This is a genomic window from Glycomyces sp. MUSA5-2, assembly GCF_037034145.1.
In the GTDB taxonomy this organism is placed as follows: Bacteria; Actinomycetota; Actinomycetes; order Mycobacteriales; family Micromonosporaceae; genus Glycomyces; species Glycomyces artemisiae.
On the sequence record NZ_JBAGKG010000001.1, the window covers coordinates 327,121 to 341,473 of the forward strand.

At 71.7% G+C, this 14,353-nt stretch carries 13 protein-coding genes; 7 read left to right on the forward strand and 6 right to left on the reverse strand.

Annotated features, from left to right (window positions below):
* The first annotated feature begins 4 nt into the window (after positions 1-4).
* Together WA640_RS01600 and WA640_RS01605 are read left to right on the forward strand one after the other, a co-directional pair.
* A complete protein-coding gene (locus WA640_RS01600) occupies positions 5-1,267 on the forward strand; it encodes a sensor histidine kinase (protein WP_106362149.1) in 1,263 nt (420 codons plus the stop codon).
* Complete coding sequence (locus WA640_RS01605; RefSeq protein WP_335985766.1) at positions 1,258-1,905, forward strand: response regulator transcription factor; 648 nt, start codon at positions 1,258-1,260, stop codon at positions 1,903-1,905. Before WA640_RS01600 ends, WA640_RS01605 begins: the two co-directional genes overlap by 10 nt.
* Here WA640_RS01605 and WA640_RS01610 read toward each other — a convergent pair.
* The 5 genes from WA640_RS01610 to rimP all read right to left on the reverse strand — a co-directional run bounded on the left by WA640_RS01610 (position 1,902) and on the right by rimP (position 8,257).
* Positions 1,902-3,335 carry a class I SAM-dependent methyltransferase gene (locus WA640_RS01610; RefSeq protein WP_335985767.1) on the reverse strand — a complete coding sequence of 478 codons (1,434 nt, stop codon included), beginning with the start codon at positions 3,333-3,335 and terminating at the stop codon, positions 1,902-1,904. The two genes, WA640_RS01605 and WA640_RS01610, sit on opposite strands and share 4 nt — an antisense overlap.
* Positions 3,336-6,251: a translation initiation factor IF-2 gene (gene infB / locus WA640_RS01615; RefSeq protein WP_335985768.1), complete on the reverse strand. Its 2,916-nt coding sequence runs from the start codon at positions 6,249-6,251 to the stop codon at positions 3,336-3,338.
* Between the two features lie 95 nt (positions 6,252-6,346).
* A complete protein-coding gene (locus tag WA640_RS28725; protein ID WP_442904648.1) occupies positions 6,347-6,709 on the reverse strand; it encodes a YlxR family protein in 363 nt (120 codons plus the stop codon).
* Positions 6,684-7,718, reverse strand: coding sequence for a transcription termination factor NusA (nusA, locus tag WA640_RS01620; protein ID WP_106362145.1), 1,035 nt, complete (start codon positions 7,716-7,718; stop codon positions 6,684-6,686). The genes WA640_RS28725 and nusA overlap by 26 nt, the downstream gene beginning before the upstream one ends.
* 77 nt (positions 7,719-7,795) lie before the next feature.
* Complete coding sequence (rimP, locus tag WA640_RS01625; RefSeq protein ID WP_335985769.1) at positions 7,796-8,257, reverse strand: ribosome maturation factor RimP; 462 nt, start codon at positions 8,255-8,257, stop codon at positions 7,796-7,798.
* 82 nt (positions 8,258-8,339) lie between these two features.
* Here rimP and WA640_RS01630 point away from each other — a divergent pair, with 82 nt between their 5' ends.
* The 5 genes from WA640_RS01630 to WA640_RS01650 all read left to right on the forward strand — a co-directional run bounded on the left by WA640_RS01630 (position 8,340) and on the right by WA640_RS01650 (position 13,372).
* Positions 8,340-8,735, forward strand: a complete 396-nt coding sequence (locus WA640_RS01630; RefSeq protein WP_181245604.1) for a hypothetical protein — start codon at positions 8,340-8,342, stop codon at positions 8,733-8,735.
* Positions 8,732-9,145, forward strand: coding sequence for a DUF4439 domain-containing protein (locus WA640_RS01635; protein WP_335985770.1), 414 nt, complete (start codon positions 8,732-8,734; stop codon positions 9,143-9,145). The genes WA640_RS01630 and WA640_RS01635 overlap by 4 nt, the downstream gene beginning before the upstream one ends.
* Positions 9,146-9,264: 119 nt before the next feature.
* Entirely contained in the window at positions 9,265-9,846 is a 582-nt protein-coding gene (locus WA640_RS01640; protein WP_335985771.1) for a PadR family transcriptional regulator, read from the forward strand.
* A gap of 8 nt (positions 9,847-9,854) precedes the next feature.
* The gene (locus WA640_RS01645; RefSeq protein WP_335985773.1) at positions 9,855-10,574 is read left to right on the forward strand and encodes an ABC transporter ATP-binding protein; all 720 of its coding nucleotides are present in this window, start codon (positions 9,855-9,857) and stop codon (positions 10,572-10,574) included.
* The gene (locus WA640_RS01650; RefSeq protein ID WP_335985774.1) at positions 10,574-13,372 is read left to right on the forward strand and encodes an FtsX-like permease family protein; all 2,799 of its coding nucleotides are present in this window, start codon (positions 10,574-10,576) and stop codon (positions 13,370-13,372) included. The genes WA640_RS01645 and WA640_RS01650 overlap by 1 nt, the downstream gene beginning before the upstream one ends.
* A gap of 52 nt (positions 13,373-13,424) precedes the next feature.
* Here WA640_RS01650 and map read toward each other — a convergent pair whose 3' ends face one another.
* On the reverse strand, positions 13,425-14,321 hold the full coding sequence (gene map / locus WA640_RS01655) for a type I methionyl aminopeptidase (protein WP_335985775.1): 897 nt from the start codon (positions 14,319-14,321) through the stop codon (positions 13,425-13,427).
* Between the last annotated feature and the right edge of the window lie 32 nt (positions 14,322-14,353).

The following is a 14,353-nucleotide window of genomic DNA, read 5'->3' on the forward strand; positions in this document are numbered from 1 at the left end:
ACGCATGCGTACAACCCTCCGGCAGCTCGGCACCGACACCGGATACCTCCTGTCGATGTTCTTCATCGCCCTGCCCTCGTTCATCATCGGCGTGGTCGGCACCCTCCTCGGGGTCGGCACCGCGGTCATCTGGATCGGCGTGCCCATCGCCGCTGCCACGATGTTCGCGATGCGCGGCATGGCCGCCGCGGGCCGCTCGATGCTCCCCGCGGTGCTGCGCCGGGAACTCCCGAAGCCGCGCTACAAGCGCGCGCCCGAGGACGCGTCGGCGCTGCGGCGGTTCCTGACCGCGCTCACCGACGGCCAGTCGTGGCTGAACATCCTGTGGGCCGTGACGGTCCTGCCCGTCGCCATCGCCGGGTTCGCGATCGCGATCGTCTGGTGGGCGGTGACGCTCGCGACCCTGACGTGGCCCGCGTGGGGCTGGATCATCATCGCGGCCACCGGGGAGTCGGAGCAGGGCCTCGAATACGCCACCGAGTGGCTCGGCTGGGGCGACTCGTACCTGGCGATGACGGCCGTGTGCTGGATCGCCGCCGCGGTGATGCTCCTGACGATCGTCCCGGTCATCCGCGGCCTGGCCTTCGCCCAGGCCTCGATCGGCCGCGGCATGCTCACCTCGATCAGCGGCCTGCACGAGCGGATCGACCAGCTGGAGGAGTCCCGGGCCGCCGCGACGTCCGCGGAGGCGGACGCGCTGCGGCGCATCGAGCGGGACATCCACGACGGCCCGCAGCAGCGCCTGGTGGGCCTGGGCATGGAGCTCGCCCGCGTCAAGCGCCAGCTCGCCACGAACCCCGAAGCGGCCCAGGAGACCCTGGAGGCCGCGATCGCCCAGACCAGGGAGACCATCGACGAGCTGCGGTCGCTCTCGCGCGGCATCGCCCCGCCGATCCTCACCGACCGGGGCCTGGAGGCGGCCCTCGCGGCCCTCGCGGCGCGCTCGCTCGTGCCGGTGGAGCTGGAGACGGACCTCAACGGCCGGTACAAGGCGGCGGTGGAGAGCACCGTGTACTTCGTGACCGCCGAGTGCCTCACGAACGTGGCCAAGCACTCCCGCGCGACCAAAGCGACCGTGTCGGTCGAGGACTGGGGCGATAGGCTGGTGCTCTCGGTCGGCGACAACGGCGTCGGGGGCGCGCACGTCTCGAAGGGGCACGGGCTCTCGGGCCTCACCGACCGGGTCAAGGCCGTCGAGGGGCAGTGGACCATCGACTCCCCCGACGGCGGTCCCACCGTGATCGTCGTGGAGGTTCCGTGCGTGTAGTGGTCGCCGATGACGCCGTGCTCATCCGTTCCGGGCTGGTGAAGCTCCTGGAGGAGTTCGGGTGCGAGGTCGTCGCCGAAGTGGGCGACGGCGACGCGCTCGTGGAGGCCGTCGCCGAGCACAAGCCGGACGTGTCGGTCGTGGACGTCCGCATGCCCCCGTCGTTCACCGACGAGGGCCTCAGAGCCGCCACGCGCGCCCGGGAGATCGTCCCGGGCGCGCCCGTGCTCATCCTCAGCCAGTACGTCGAGGTGTCCTATGCGGACGACCTCCTGGCGGACGCGCGCGGCGCGGTCGGGTACCTGCTCAAGGAGCGGGTCATCGACATCGAGGACTTCATGGACTCCCTGAAGCGGGTCGCCGCGGGCGGCACCGTGTTCGACCCGGAGGTGGTCTCGCAGCTCATGGTCAGGCGCCGCAAGAACGACCCGGTCGCGACGCTGACGCCGCGCGAGAAGGAGGTCCTGGGCCTCATGGCCGAGGGCCACTCGAACAAGGCGATCGGCAAGAAGCTCTTCATCTCCGACGGCGCGGTCGAGAAGCACATCAGGAACATCTTCACGAAGCTGGCGCTCAGCAGCGAGGACGGCGACCACCACCGCAGGGTGAAGGCGGTCCTGGCGTACCTGCGTTCTTAGAGCTGGAGGAAACCGCGCTCGACGAGCCGGCGGATCACGGGGTAGAGCTGGGCGTACAGCAGCGCCGGCTCCGCCCCGTACGTCTCGGCGAGGAGCTGGACCTGAAGGCGCACTTCGGCTTCGCCGTTGCACGCGCCTAGAAATGCGACCACGAGCGGGTCGACCTCTTCGGCGTACCGCATGCCCTCGGCCTGCTGGAGCCACTGCCGGTCGACGTCCCAGCCCTCCTCGCCGACCGCGGCGGTCTGCTGGAGGACGACGCCGTCGGCGACGCGCAGCCGCGACTCCCACAGCGCCTCGGGCTCGATCGCGCTCTCCAGGACCGCGAACCGGTCGGCGATCCGGCCGCTCCACGGGGCCTGGACCGCGTGGCGGGCCTCCTCGCAGACGATCCGGCTGGGGCCGTAGGCCTTCCGCACGGCGATGAAGCCGAAGCCGACGGCCTCGACCTCGTTGGCCTCGAACCAGTCGAGCCAGGCCGCGGCCTGCTCGGCGTCGTGGGACTCGCCGGAGTCGCGCTGCCAGGTCCGCACGTAGTCCAGCGGGTCGAGCACCTCGCGCTCGACCGCCCACACGAGCGCGCCCTCGTCGGGGAACCAGCCTGCGACGCGCTCGGCCCAGTCCTCGCCCTTGCGGTGCAGCCAGTTCGCGAGGAACTGCATGGTCCCGCCGGGGTTCAGGAGGTCGACTGAGGCCGCGGCGAGTTCGGCGGCGACGCCGTCGGCCTCGCGGCCGCCGTCGCGGTAGGTCCAACCGGAGCCGGGCGTGGCGATCACGAACGGCGGGTTCGCGACCACGAGATCGAACGTGCGGCCCGCGACGGGCGCGAGCAGGTCGCCTTGCAGCAGTTCCACTGCCGCGCCGTTGACGGCGGCGTTCAATTCGGCGAACGCCAGGGCGCGATCGCTCAGGTCGGTGGCGGCCACGGCATCGGCGTGGTCGGTCAGTGAGAGTGCTTGAACGCCGCAGCCGGTGCCGAGGTCGAGGGCGCTCGCGACGGGGTCGCGGAGCGTCAGGTCGAGGAGGAGCTTCGAGGCGCCGCCGATGCCGAGCACGTGCTCGGGGGTGCGGCCGCCCGTGGTGTTCGGGAGCTGGTCGGAGAACAGGAGCCGGTCGCCCTCGAACTGGGCGCCCCAGCCCGCGGACACCGCTTCGTCCCCGACCAGGAGCCCGCAGGCGAGCGCTTCGTCAAGGGTGAAGGGCGCCAAGGCGTCCGCCGCCGCCTCCGCGGGGACCGGGACCCCGGCGACCCACAGGCGGGCGTGGACGCCGAGCGGGTCGTCCCCGCACTGCGCGAGCAGCGACCGGTAGTCGCCGCGGTCCGCGGCGGCCAGGGCGTCGGGCCCGTAGTGCGCCGACAGCGCGGCCCGGCGGAAGCCCCGAAGGGCCTCGCCGAGCCGCGCCGCGGCATCGGTCTGGAGCAGCCGCACTTACGCGCGCGGCTTCTCGCGCATCTCGAAGGCCTCGATGATGTCGCCTTCTTCGATGTTGTTGTAGTTCTTCAAGGTGAAGCCGCACTCGAAGCCCTCGCGGACCTCGTTGGCGTCGTCCTTGAACCGGCGCAGCGACGAGATGGTCGTCTCGGTGACGACCGCGCCGTCGCGCAGGAGGCGGACCTTCGCGTTGCGCTTGATCGAGCCGCTCGTGACGAGCGCACCGGCGATGTTGCCGAGCTTCGACGAGCGGAACACCTCGCGGATCTCGGCCGAACCGAGCGCCGCTTCCTCGTACTCGGGCTTGAGCATGCCCTTGAGCGCGGTCTCGATCTCCTCGATCGCCTGGTAGATGACGGTGTAGTACCGGACGTCCACGCCTTCGCGCTCGGCCATGTCGCGGACGCGACCCTCGGCGCGAACGTTGAACGCGATGATCGTCGCGGACTCGCCGTCGCCCGCCGCGGCGAGGTTGACGTCCGACTCCGTGATCGGGCCGACGCCGCGGTGGATGACCTGGAGGTGCACTTCCTCCGGGATCTCCAGGGCGACCAGGGCCTCTTCGAGGGCCTCGACCGAACCGGCGCCGTCGCCCTTGATGATGAGCGAGAGCGTGGTCCGCTCGCCTTCGGCGATCTTGTCCATGAGGTTCTCAAGCGTGGTGCGCGAGACGCGGGACGCCTGCTGGGCCGCGCGGCGGCGCGCCTGGCGCTGCTCGGCGATCTGGCGGACCGTGCGGTCGTCGTCGGCGGCGAGGAACACGTCCCCCGCCATCGGGACGGACGCGAGGCCCTGCACCTGCACCGGGAACGACGGGGTCGCCTCGGTGACCTTGGTGCCGTCGGCGTCGTGCATCGCACGGACGCGGCCGTGGGCCCCGCCCGCCACGATCGAGTCGCCGACCCGCAGCGTGCCCTTCTGGACCAGGACCGTCGCGACCGGGCCGCGGCCCTTGTCGAGGTGCGCCTCGATCGCGATGCCCTGCGCGTTGCCGGTCTCCGAAGCCTCCAGCTCCAGGGACGCGTCGGCGGTCAGGAGCACCGCTTCGAGCAGGTCCGAGATGCCGATGCGCGGCTTGGCGGCCACGTCGACGAACATGGTCTGCCCGCCGTACTCCTCGGCGACCAGGCCGTACTCGGTCAGCTGCTGGCGGACCTTGGCCGGGTTCGCGTCGGGCAGGTCGACCTTGTTGACCGCGACCACGACCGGGGCGCCGGCGGCGCTGGCGTGGTTCAGGGCCTCGATCGTCTGCGGCATGACGCCGTCGTCGGCCGCGACCACGAGCACCACGATGTCCGTGACGTTCGCGCCTCGGGCGCGCATGGCGGTGAACGCCTCGTGGCCCGGGGTGTCGATGAAGGTGATCGCGCGGTCTTCGCCCTCGTGCTCGACGTGCACCTGGTACGCGCCGATGTGCTGGGTGATGCCGCCCGCCTCGCCCGCCACGACGTTCGTGTGGCGGATCGCGTCGAGGAGCTTCGTCTTACCGTGGTCGACGTGGCCCATGACCGTGACGACCGGGGGACGCGGGACGAAGTCGTCCTTGTCCTCGGCGTCGAGGTCGATGCCGAACTGCGACAGCAGCTCGCGGTCCTCCTCCTCGGGGGACACGATCTTGATGTCCCAGTCGAGGTGGGCGCCGAGGAGCTCGAAGGTCTCCTCCGACACGGACTGCGTCGCGGTCACCATCTCGCCCAAGGAGAACAGCTCCTGGACGAGGGTGCCCGGCAGGGTGCCGATCTTGTCGGCGAAGTCGGAGAGCGACGCGCCGCGGGCGAGGCGAATGGTCTCGCCGTTCCCTCGGGGCGCGCCCGACTGCATCCTCGGCGCTGCGAGGTTGTCGAACTCCTGGCGCCGCTGGCGACGCGACTTGCGGGACTTGCCGCGGGGTCCGCCGCGGCCGAACGCGCCCGCGGCACCGCCGCCGCGCGCCTTGCCGCCGCCGCCCGCGCGACCGCCGCCGCCCCGGTACGGAGCCGGCGCGCCGGTCGAAGGACCGGAACCGCCCGCACCGCCCGCGGCACCGCCGCCGCCGGAACCGCCGAAGTTGCCGCGGTAGTTGCCGCCGCCCCCGCCGGGACGACCGCCGCCGCCACCGGGGCGACCGGCACCGGCGCCCGCGCCGCGACCGCCGCCGCCGCGGCCCCCGCGGGGACCGCCGTCACGACCGCCGCCGGCAGGGCGGCCGGGCATCATGCCCGGGTTCGGGCGCGGAGGCATCATGCGCGGGCTCGGACGGGGACCGCCCGGGCGCTCGCCGCCGCCGTCCGCGGGACGCGGCTTCGCGGCGGGCGTGCCGCCGCCGACGCCGAACGGGTTCTTGGGGCCGGGCTTCGGCGCGCCCGGACGGGCCGCCGGGGCCGGAGCGGGCTTGGGGCCCGGCTTCGGCGCCGCCGCGGCGCGCTTGGCGGCCTCGGCCTGCTCCTGCTGGCGCTTGAGCAGCTCCTCGGCGCGCTTCTGCTCCGCGGCCACCTCGATGTCGCGGGCGGACGCGGGCTTGATCTCGGGCTGGGCCGGAGCGGCCGGGGCCTTCGGGCCCGGCTTCGGCGCCGCCGCGGCGGGCGCGCCCGGCTTCGGGGCGGCCTTCTTCGCGGCCTTCTTGGCCACGGACTCGACCTTCGCGTCGACCTTGGCCTGCATGATCTTGGACGGGCTCGGCGCGGCCGGGCGCGGCTTGGAGGCCGCCGCCGACTTCGCGGGCTCGGGCGTCGGGGATTCACTCTTCCCGGCCGACGCTGCCGGGGCGCCCTGTGCGGCGTCGTACTCCTGCCGCAGCCGACGCGCCACCGGCGCTTCGACCGTGCTCGACGCTGACTTCACGAACTCGCCCATGTCGCCCAGGCGCGAGAGCAGTTCCTTGCTCGTCGTGCCCAGTTCCTTGGCAAGTTCATGTACGCGGGGCTTTGCTGCCACTGCACTCCTCACATTCGAGGCCGTACGGGCAGCGCCCGCCGACCTCAGCCTTCCACTGACAACCAGTTCATCGGGAGAACTTCATCGCGTGGTCTTCATTCGGTCTCTACCTGCTTTTCGTGTGCGGGAGCCGGCCTCTCGGCCGACTCCGACTCGACAAGGGCTCGCACCGCGGCGACGTCCACCGTTCCTTCTATCCTGAGGGCCCTGGCGAACGCACGCTTACGAACTGCCTGGTCAAGGCAGTTCGAAGAGTGGTGCACATGGGCTCCGCGGCCGCTGAGGCGGCGCTGCGGGTCCGGAACCAGGCGGTTCTGGGAACCCTCAGAGCGTCGGACGACGACGCGCAGCAGCTCGGAAGCGGAAGCACGTTTGCGGCATCCCACACAGGTGCGGACTACCGCTGCGTCACGTTGCGATCCGTTAATAAGTCTACCTCCCGGAGCGGCGGCCGCCACCGGCCGGGCCGGTCTCCTCCTTCGTGCCGCCGGACACGTGCGCGTCCGACTTGATGTCGATCCGCCAACCGGTGAGCCTGGCCGCAAGGCGCGCGTTCTGCCCTTCGCGGCCGATCGCCAGCGAAAGCTGATAGTCGGGCACGATCACCTCAGTGGACCGCGTGGACTCGTCCACGACCCGCACCGACAGGGTCTTCGCCGGGGAGAGCGCGTTCGCGACGAACTGCGCCGGGTCGGCGCTCCAGTCGACGATGTCGATCTTCTCGCCGCCCAGTTCGCTCATGACCGCGCGCACCCGCGAGCCCATGGGGCCGATGCACGCGCCCTTCGCGTTGACGTCCTTCGTTGTGGCGCGCACCGCGATCTTGGAGCGGTGACCGGCCTCACGTGCGATCGCCGGGATCTCCACCGCGCCCTCGTCGATCTCGGGGACCTCGAACGCGAACAGCTTCTTGACCAGGGCCGGGTGCGTGCGGGAGAGGGTGATCTGGGGTCCGCGGGCCGTCCGGTTCACCTGGATCACGATGGCGCGGATGCGCTTCCCGTGCTCGTAGGACTCGCCGGGCACCTGCTCGTTCAACGGGAGCGTCGCCTCGATCTTGCCGAGGTCCACGGTGACGATGCCGCGCTCGTTGCGCTCCCCGTGGGCCTGGACGACACCGGTGACGATGTCGCCCTCCTTGCCGGAGTACTCCCCGTAGTTGACCTCGTCGGCCGCCTCGCGCAGCCGCTGGAGGATGACCTGCTTCGCCGTCTGGGCGGCGATGCGGCCGAAGCCCTCAGGAGTGTCGTCGCGCTCGGAGACGAGCTCGTCCTCCTCGTTCAACACTGGCACCAAGACATTCGCGATTCCGCTGTCGCGGTTGACCACGACTCGTGCGCGCTCATCGGCCCCGGGGGTGTGCTTGTAGGCGGTCAGCAGCGCCGATTCGATAGCGCCGAGGATTGTCTCGAAAGGGATGTCGCGCTCGCGTTCCAGCGACCGCAGCGCGGCCAGGTCGATATGCACCCGTTCTCCTTAAGTCTTGAGTTGTCCTCACCGCGGCCGTTCAAGGCGTGCGAGCCGGTGGCGTCGCCTTCGGACGCTCATCGCAGCTCGATCTGCACCTTGCCGGGCCCCAGCTCGGCATAGGTGGCCGAGCGGCGCACGCCGTCGGCCTCTAGTTCAATCCCCCGCTCGCTGGCATCCGCGATCCGCCCTTTCACGGGCTCCTCCCCGATGTTCACGGCTACCAAGCGCCCAATATTACGCCGCCAGTGCCGGGGCTCGGTCAGCGGACGGTCGACCCCCGGCGACGACACTTCCAGGGTATATGCGGTGTCCGCGAAGGGTCCTCCCGTGGAGTCGGCCTCGTCCAGGGCCTTCGAGCACGCTTTCGAGACAACGGCCACATCGTCCAGACTGATTCCGCCGTCCTTGTCCACAAGGACCCTGACGAGCAGGCGCCGCCCGACCTTCGTCACCGTCAGCCCCTCCAGGTCGTAGCCCGCGGCGGACACCGCCGGGGACAGGATCGACTCCACTTCGGCACGCTGCTCGGATCCCATGCGCACTCCTCTCCTATCGCCTATTTCGCCGAGATTAACCGCCCGGAGTCAGAATGGAAAGGCAGCCTGGGAAACTGGGTGTGTGTTCACGACCCGACGCGGACTCCTGATAGGCGCGGCCGTCCTCACGGCCGCGGGCTGCACCGGTCAGACCGGCCAGATCACCACCGCAGACGCCGACCTCACCGCCGCGCTCCGCACCGCGCGCGCCCTCGCGCAAGGAGCAGAAGCCCTGGGATACAACGAGATCGCCGAGGACCACCGCACCCACGCGGCGACGCTGGAGCGGCTGCTGCGCCCGAACGCGATCGCCGAGGACGAGACCGCGGCGCCCGCCGACGCGGCCGCGCTCGCCGACGCCGAGACCGCCGGGAGCGCCGAGGCCGCCGAGGCGTGCATGACGACCGAGTCCGACTACGCCGTGCTCTTCGGCGAGATCGCCGCCTCCCGCGCGGCCCACGCGGCGGTGATCGCGTGACCGCGATCGACACCGGCCTCGCCGCCGAGTACGCCGCGATCTACGCCTACGGGGCCGCCGCCGTGCACCTCGACGGCGACCCGCGCTCGCAGGCCGAGGCCCTCGAATCGGAGCACCGGTCCCGGCGCGACGTGCTGCTGGACCACTACGCGGCCGCGGGCGCCGACGCGCCCCCGCCCGAGTCGGCCTACGACGTCGGCGTCATCGGCGACGCGGCAACCGCGCAGGACCTGCTGACCACCGTGGAGGAGAGCGTCGCCGCCACCTGGCGGGCCGGCCTCGCCGCGACCGACCCGGGCGAGCGGCAGTTGTGCCTCGACATGTACTCGGCCGCGGCCGTCGCACTCGCGCGGTGGCGCCTCGCCGTGGGCCAGCCCGTCGCCGACCCGTGGCCCGGACGGCCCGAGTAACTCGCTGACCTGGGGCGACACTCAGAAGCCATACCGCGTATCCATTATTTGCATACCCGCTATACCCTACTGAGTATCTCTTCACGGTGAAGAGTGTCCCCAGCGATGCGAGGTTGCACATGAGTGTCAAGCACAGCCTCCTGGCGCTGCTCGAACGCGGACCGGCCTACGGCTACCAGCTCCGCTCCGCGTTCGAAAGCGCCACCGGCAACACCTGGCCGCTCAACATCGGCCAGGTCTACACCACCCTCAACCGGCTCGAACGCGACCAGCTCGTCGAGGCCCTGCCCGAGAACGACTCCGGCCAGCGCCCCTACCGGATCACCGACTCCGGGCGCCGCCACCTCGCGGGGTGGTTCGCCTCCCCCGTGCAGGCCGCCGACCGGCCCCGCGACGAGCTGACGATCAAGCTCGCCCTGGCCGTCACCACGCCCGGCGTCGACGTCGCCGACGTCATCCAGCGGCAGCGGACGGCCACCCTCCGCCTCCTTCAGGAGTACACCCGGCTCAAGGCCGCCGAGGAGCAGCCCGAGCTGGCGTGGCGCCTGGTCCTGGAGTCGATGATCTTCCGCGCCGAGGCCGAGATCAGGTGGCTCGACCACACCGAGGCCGTCGTGGCCCGCACCGGCCGGCCCGAGCCCCGCCCCTTCCCCCAGCACGCCGACGAGACCGAGACCCAAGCCCTCCAAGAGAAGCGGTGACCCACCCCATGTCCGTTCTGCAACTCCAGCGGGTCACCCGCGTCCACGGCGACAGCGAGAACGCCGTCAACGCCCTCGTCGACACCGACCTCAGCATCGAGGCCGGCGAGCTCGTCGCCATCATGGGCCCCTCCGGCTCGGGCAAGTCCACCCTCCTCAACCTCGCCGGGGGCCTGGACGCGCCCACCTCCGGCGCGGTCCTCGTCGAGGGCACCGTCCTCGCGACCCTGAACAAGAAGAAGCTCGCCGCGCTGCGCCGCCGCAGCGTCGGCTACGTGTTCCAGGACTACAACCTGGTGCCGAGCCTCACCGCCGCCGAGAACGCGGCCCTGCCGCTCGAACTCGACGGCATGTCCGCGGGCAGGGCCCGCACGCTCGCGCACGCCGCGCTCGAAGAGGTCGGCCTCGACGCCAAGCAGGGCGACCGGTTCCCCGACGAGCTCTCCGGCGGCCAGGCGCAGCGCGTCGCCATCGCCCGCGCCCTCATCGGCGACCGGCGCCTCGTCCTCGCCGACGAGCCCACCGGCGCGCTCGACTCCGTCACCGGCGAGGAGGTCCTCAAGCTCCTGCGCCGCCGCTGCGACGAGGGCGCCGCCGGGCTCCTGGTCACCCACGACGCCCGGCACGCCGGGTGGGCCGACCGCGTCGTGTTCCTGCGCGACGGCCGCGTCGTCGACTCTTCCGCGCCGCTCGCGGACGCCGAGACCCTCCTCGAAGGGGCCCAGTGATGTTCGCGAGCCAGCGACTCGCCTTCCGCATCGCCCGCCGCGAGGCGTGGCGCTACAAGGGACGGTCGGCCCTGTCGATCGCCCTCCTGGGCCTGCCCCTGCTCGGCGCCGCCCTCGCCGCCAGCGCGTACGACACCGCGGACCTCGACGACGCGGAGACCGCCGCGCAGGTCCTCGGCGAGAACGAGGCGTACATCGAGTTCGCCACGCCCGGGGTGCCGCTGGAGCAGCAGAGCTGGAACAACACCTGGCCCGCGTTCGAGATGGACTGGGAGGACCCGGGCCGCGCGGTCACCGACCAGGAGATCCTGGCGTCGCTGCCGGTCGGCTCCTGGATCGCGCCGTACTCGGTGTCCGCCGGCTCGGGCGAGTCCGCGACCGTGGCGACCCCCGACGGGTTCGGGCAGATCTACACCTTCGGCTACAACCTCGGCGACGGGACCTACGAGGACGCCGGGCTCGTGTACCGCGAGGGCTCGGCGCCGGGCCGCGGCGAGGTCGTCCTCAGCACCGCCGCCGCCGAGTACCTCGGCCTGGGGGTCGGGGACGACCTGACGGTCGAGGAGGGCGCCGGCACGGGCGACCACGAGGTGAGCGGCATCGTCGAGTTCCCGTCGGACCTCAACGGGCGCTTCGCGATCGGCGGGATGTTCGCGCCCCAGGCCAGCGGCTGGCTGGTCGACACCCCCGAACCGCTCACGATGGACGACGCGCTCGCGCTGAACGAGCTGGGGATGACGGTCTGGTCCCAGTCGCTCCTGGACACCCCGGCCACCGGCGACTACGCGACCATGGAGGTCGCGATGGAGGAGTCGGAGCTGGCGATCTACGGGCTCATCGTGGTCATCGTCGTCATGGAGGTCGTGCTCCTGGCCGGGCCCGCGTTCGCGATCAGCGCACGGCGGCGCGCCCGCGAGTTCGCGCTCATGAGCGCGAACGGGGCGACCCCGGCGCAGATCCGCACCGTCGTGCTCGCCGGGGGCGTGCTCTTCGGGGTGCTCGCGGCGGTCGCGGCCATCGCGCTCGGCGTGGCCGCGGTGTGGGCCGGGATGCCGCTGCTGGAGCAGTTCGTCGGGCACCGCAGCGCGGGGCTGCGGGTGCTCCCGGCGATCCAGGCCGCGCTGGTGGGCGTCGCGCTCGCCACGGGGCTGCTGTCGGCGCTCGCCGCGGCGATCAGCGCGTCCCGCGTCAACGTCGTGGAGGCGCTGACGGGGCGGGCGGGCCGCCGCAAGGGCTCGAAGAAGTGGCTGTTCGGCGGGCTCGCGGTCTTGGCCGCGGGCATCGCGGCGGGCATCGCCGGCGTCTACCTCTGGATCATGCCGCTGATGGCGGGCGCGATCGTGCTGGCGCAGCTGGGCCTCGTCGCGTGCACTCCGGCGCTGCTGTCATGGGCGTCGAAGCTCGGGAAGTGGCTGCCGCTGGCGCCGCGGATGGCGCTGCGGGAGGCGGGGCGCAACCGCGGCTCCGCGGCCCCGGCCATCGCGGCGGTGCTCGGCGTGGTCGCGGCGGGCATGGCGTTCTCGATGATCGTGACCGCGGACTCGGTGCGGCAGTTGGAGACGCAGGAGAACCTGCTCCCGCAGGACTCCATGACCCTGACGCTGTACGACTTCAGCGAGGAGCAGGACGCGAGCAGGGTCGACTGGGAGGCCGCGGAAGCGGAGGCCGAGCCGATCCTGGAAGGGGAGCTCGGGCCCGTGGACCTGGTGCCGGTGGACACGTACTCGACGCCTATGAACTGCGGCCTGCCCGTCGACCCTGACGACGAGCGGTCCACCGAGTGCCACTGGAACATGGTCAGGCCCGAGGAGAACGTCTGCTCGTACTGGACCGCGGACACCTCCACCCAGGAGCTGGACCGGGCGGCCGTGGAGGCCGCGCGGGAGGACCCGAACTGCGACGAGACGCCGAACGACCTGTGGGGCAGCCTCGACAGCGTGGTGGGCTCGACGGACCCGCACATCGTGGCGACCTACACCGGGCTCGAAGGCGAGGAGCTGGACCGGGCGGTCGCGGTGCTCGAAGACGGCGGGGTCCTGGTGGCCGACCGCCTGTCGATCACCGACGACGGGATGGTGACCCTGGAGAAGACCCTCTCGTACTACGACGAGACGGGCGTGGAGCTCGAAGAGGACCAGGAGACCTCCGAGATCCAGGTGCCCGCGATGTACGTCGAGAAGGGCGAGCTGGGCTACAACCGGCTGTTCCTGGGCCCGGCCGCGGCCGAGCTCATGGGCCTGGAGTCGGGCGTGTGGGGCCACGAGTACCTGGTGGAGGGCGGCGAGGTCGACCAGGGCGCGGCCGAGGCGCTCATGCAGGACTTCAGCCAGGAGCTGGCCGACGGCCAGGTGTTCGCGAGCTTCAACTACGTCGACTACACGGACGACTTCATGTTCTACTTCACGATCGCCGTGACGGGCCTGTGCGCGCTGGTCGCGCTGGGCGCGACGGCGGTGTCGACGGGCCTGATCATCGCGGAGCAGCGCAAGGACATGGCGACGCTCGGCGCGGTCGGCGCGGCGCCGGGGCTGCGCAAGCGGTTCGCGATGTGGCAGACGGTGGTGATCGCGCTGTTCGGCGCGGGGCTGGGCACGGTGGCGGGCGTGATCGGGTACGCGGTGATCCGCGAGGCCCTGAACCGGCCGCTCCAGTGGAACTACCCGTTCGAGACGCTGTACGGCTGGGAGCTGCCGTGGACGAGCTTCGCGATCATGCTGCTGGCGGTGCCGCTGGCCGCGGCCGCGGGGGCGCTGCTGTTCACGAAGGCGACGCTGCCGAGCGAGCGCCGGATCACTTAGGAGCGCAAGGGAAGTGAGGGGCCCGGTCGCGATGTCGCGGCCGGGCCCTCCGCTACACCTGGCCCGCGGGGGTCCCGGCGGGGGCGCCCTCGGTGGGGAGGGTGAGGATCTCGTAGCCGTCGCCGGTGACCAGGAGCGTGTGCTCGAACTGGGCGGACCACTTGCGGTCCTTGGTGACGGCGGTCCAGCCGTCGTCCCACATGTCGTGGTCGGCGGTGCCGAGGTTGATCATCGGCTCGATGGTGAAGGTCATGCCGGTCTCGATCTCGACGGTGAGCCCGGGGTTGTCGTAGTGGGGCACGTAGAGCCCGGAGTGGAACGCGGTGCCGATGCCGTGGCCCGTGAACTGGCGGACCACGCCGTACCCGAAGCGGGAGGCGTACGCCTCGATGACCTTGCCGACGACGTTGAGCTGGCGGCCGGGCTTGACGGCCTTGATACCGCGCCAGGTGGCCTTCCAGGTGCGCTCGACGAGGTCGCGGGCCTCCTGGGAGACATCCCCGGCGAGGAACGTGGCGTTGCAGTCGCCGTGGACGCCGCCGATGAAGGCGGTGATGTCGACGTTGACGATGTCGCCGTCGCGGATCACGGTGGAGTCGGGGATGCCGTGGCAGATGACCTCGTTGAGCGAGGTGCAGCAGGACTTGGTGAAGCCGCGGTAGCCGAGCGTCGAGGGGTAGGCGCCCAGGTCGCACAGGTACTCGTGGACGACGGCGTCGATCCGGTCGGTGGTGGCGCCGGGGACGGCGGCCTTCCCGGCCTCCACGAGCGCGTCGGCGGCGATGCGGCCCGCGACGCGCATCTTCGCGATCGTCTCGGCGTCCTTCACCTCGGTGCCGGTGAACGGCGCCGGGCCGGGCTTCCCGACGTACTCGGGGCGGCTGATCGACTCGGGAACGCTCCGGCGGGGACTCTGCTTTCCGGGGCGCAGGGCGGGACGGGAACTCATCGGCACATGCTAGCCGCGTGGGGCGCGGGACC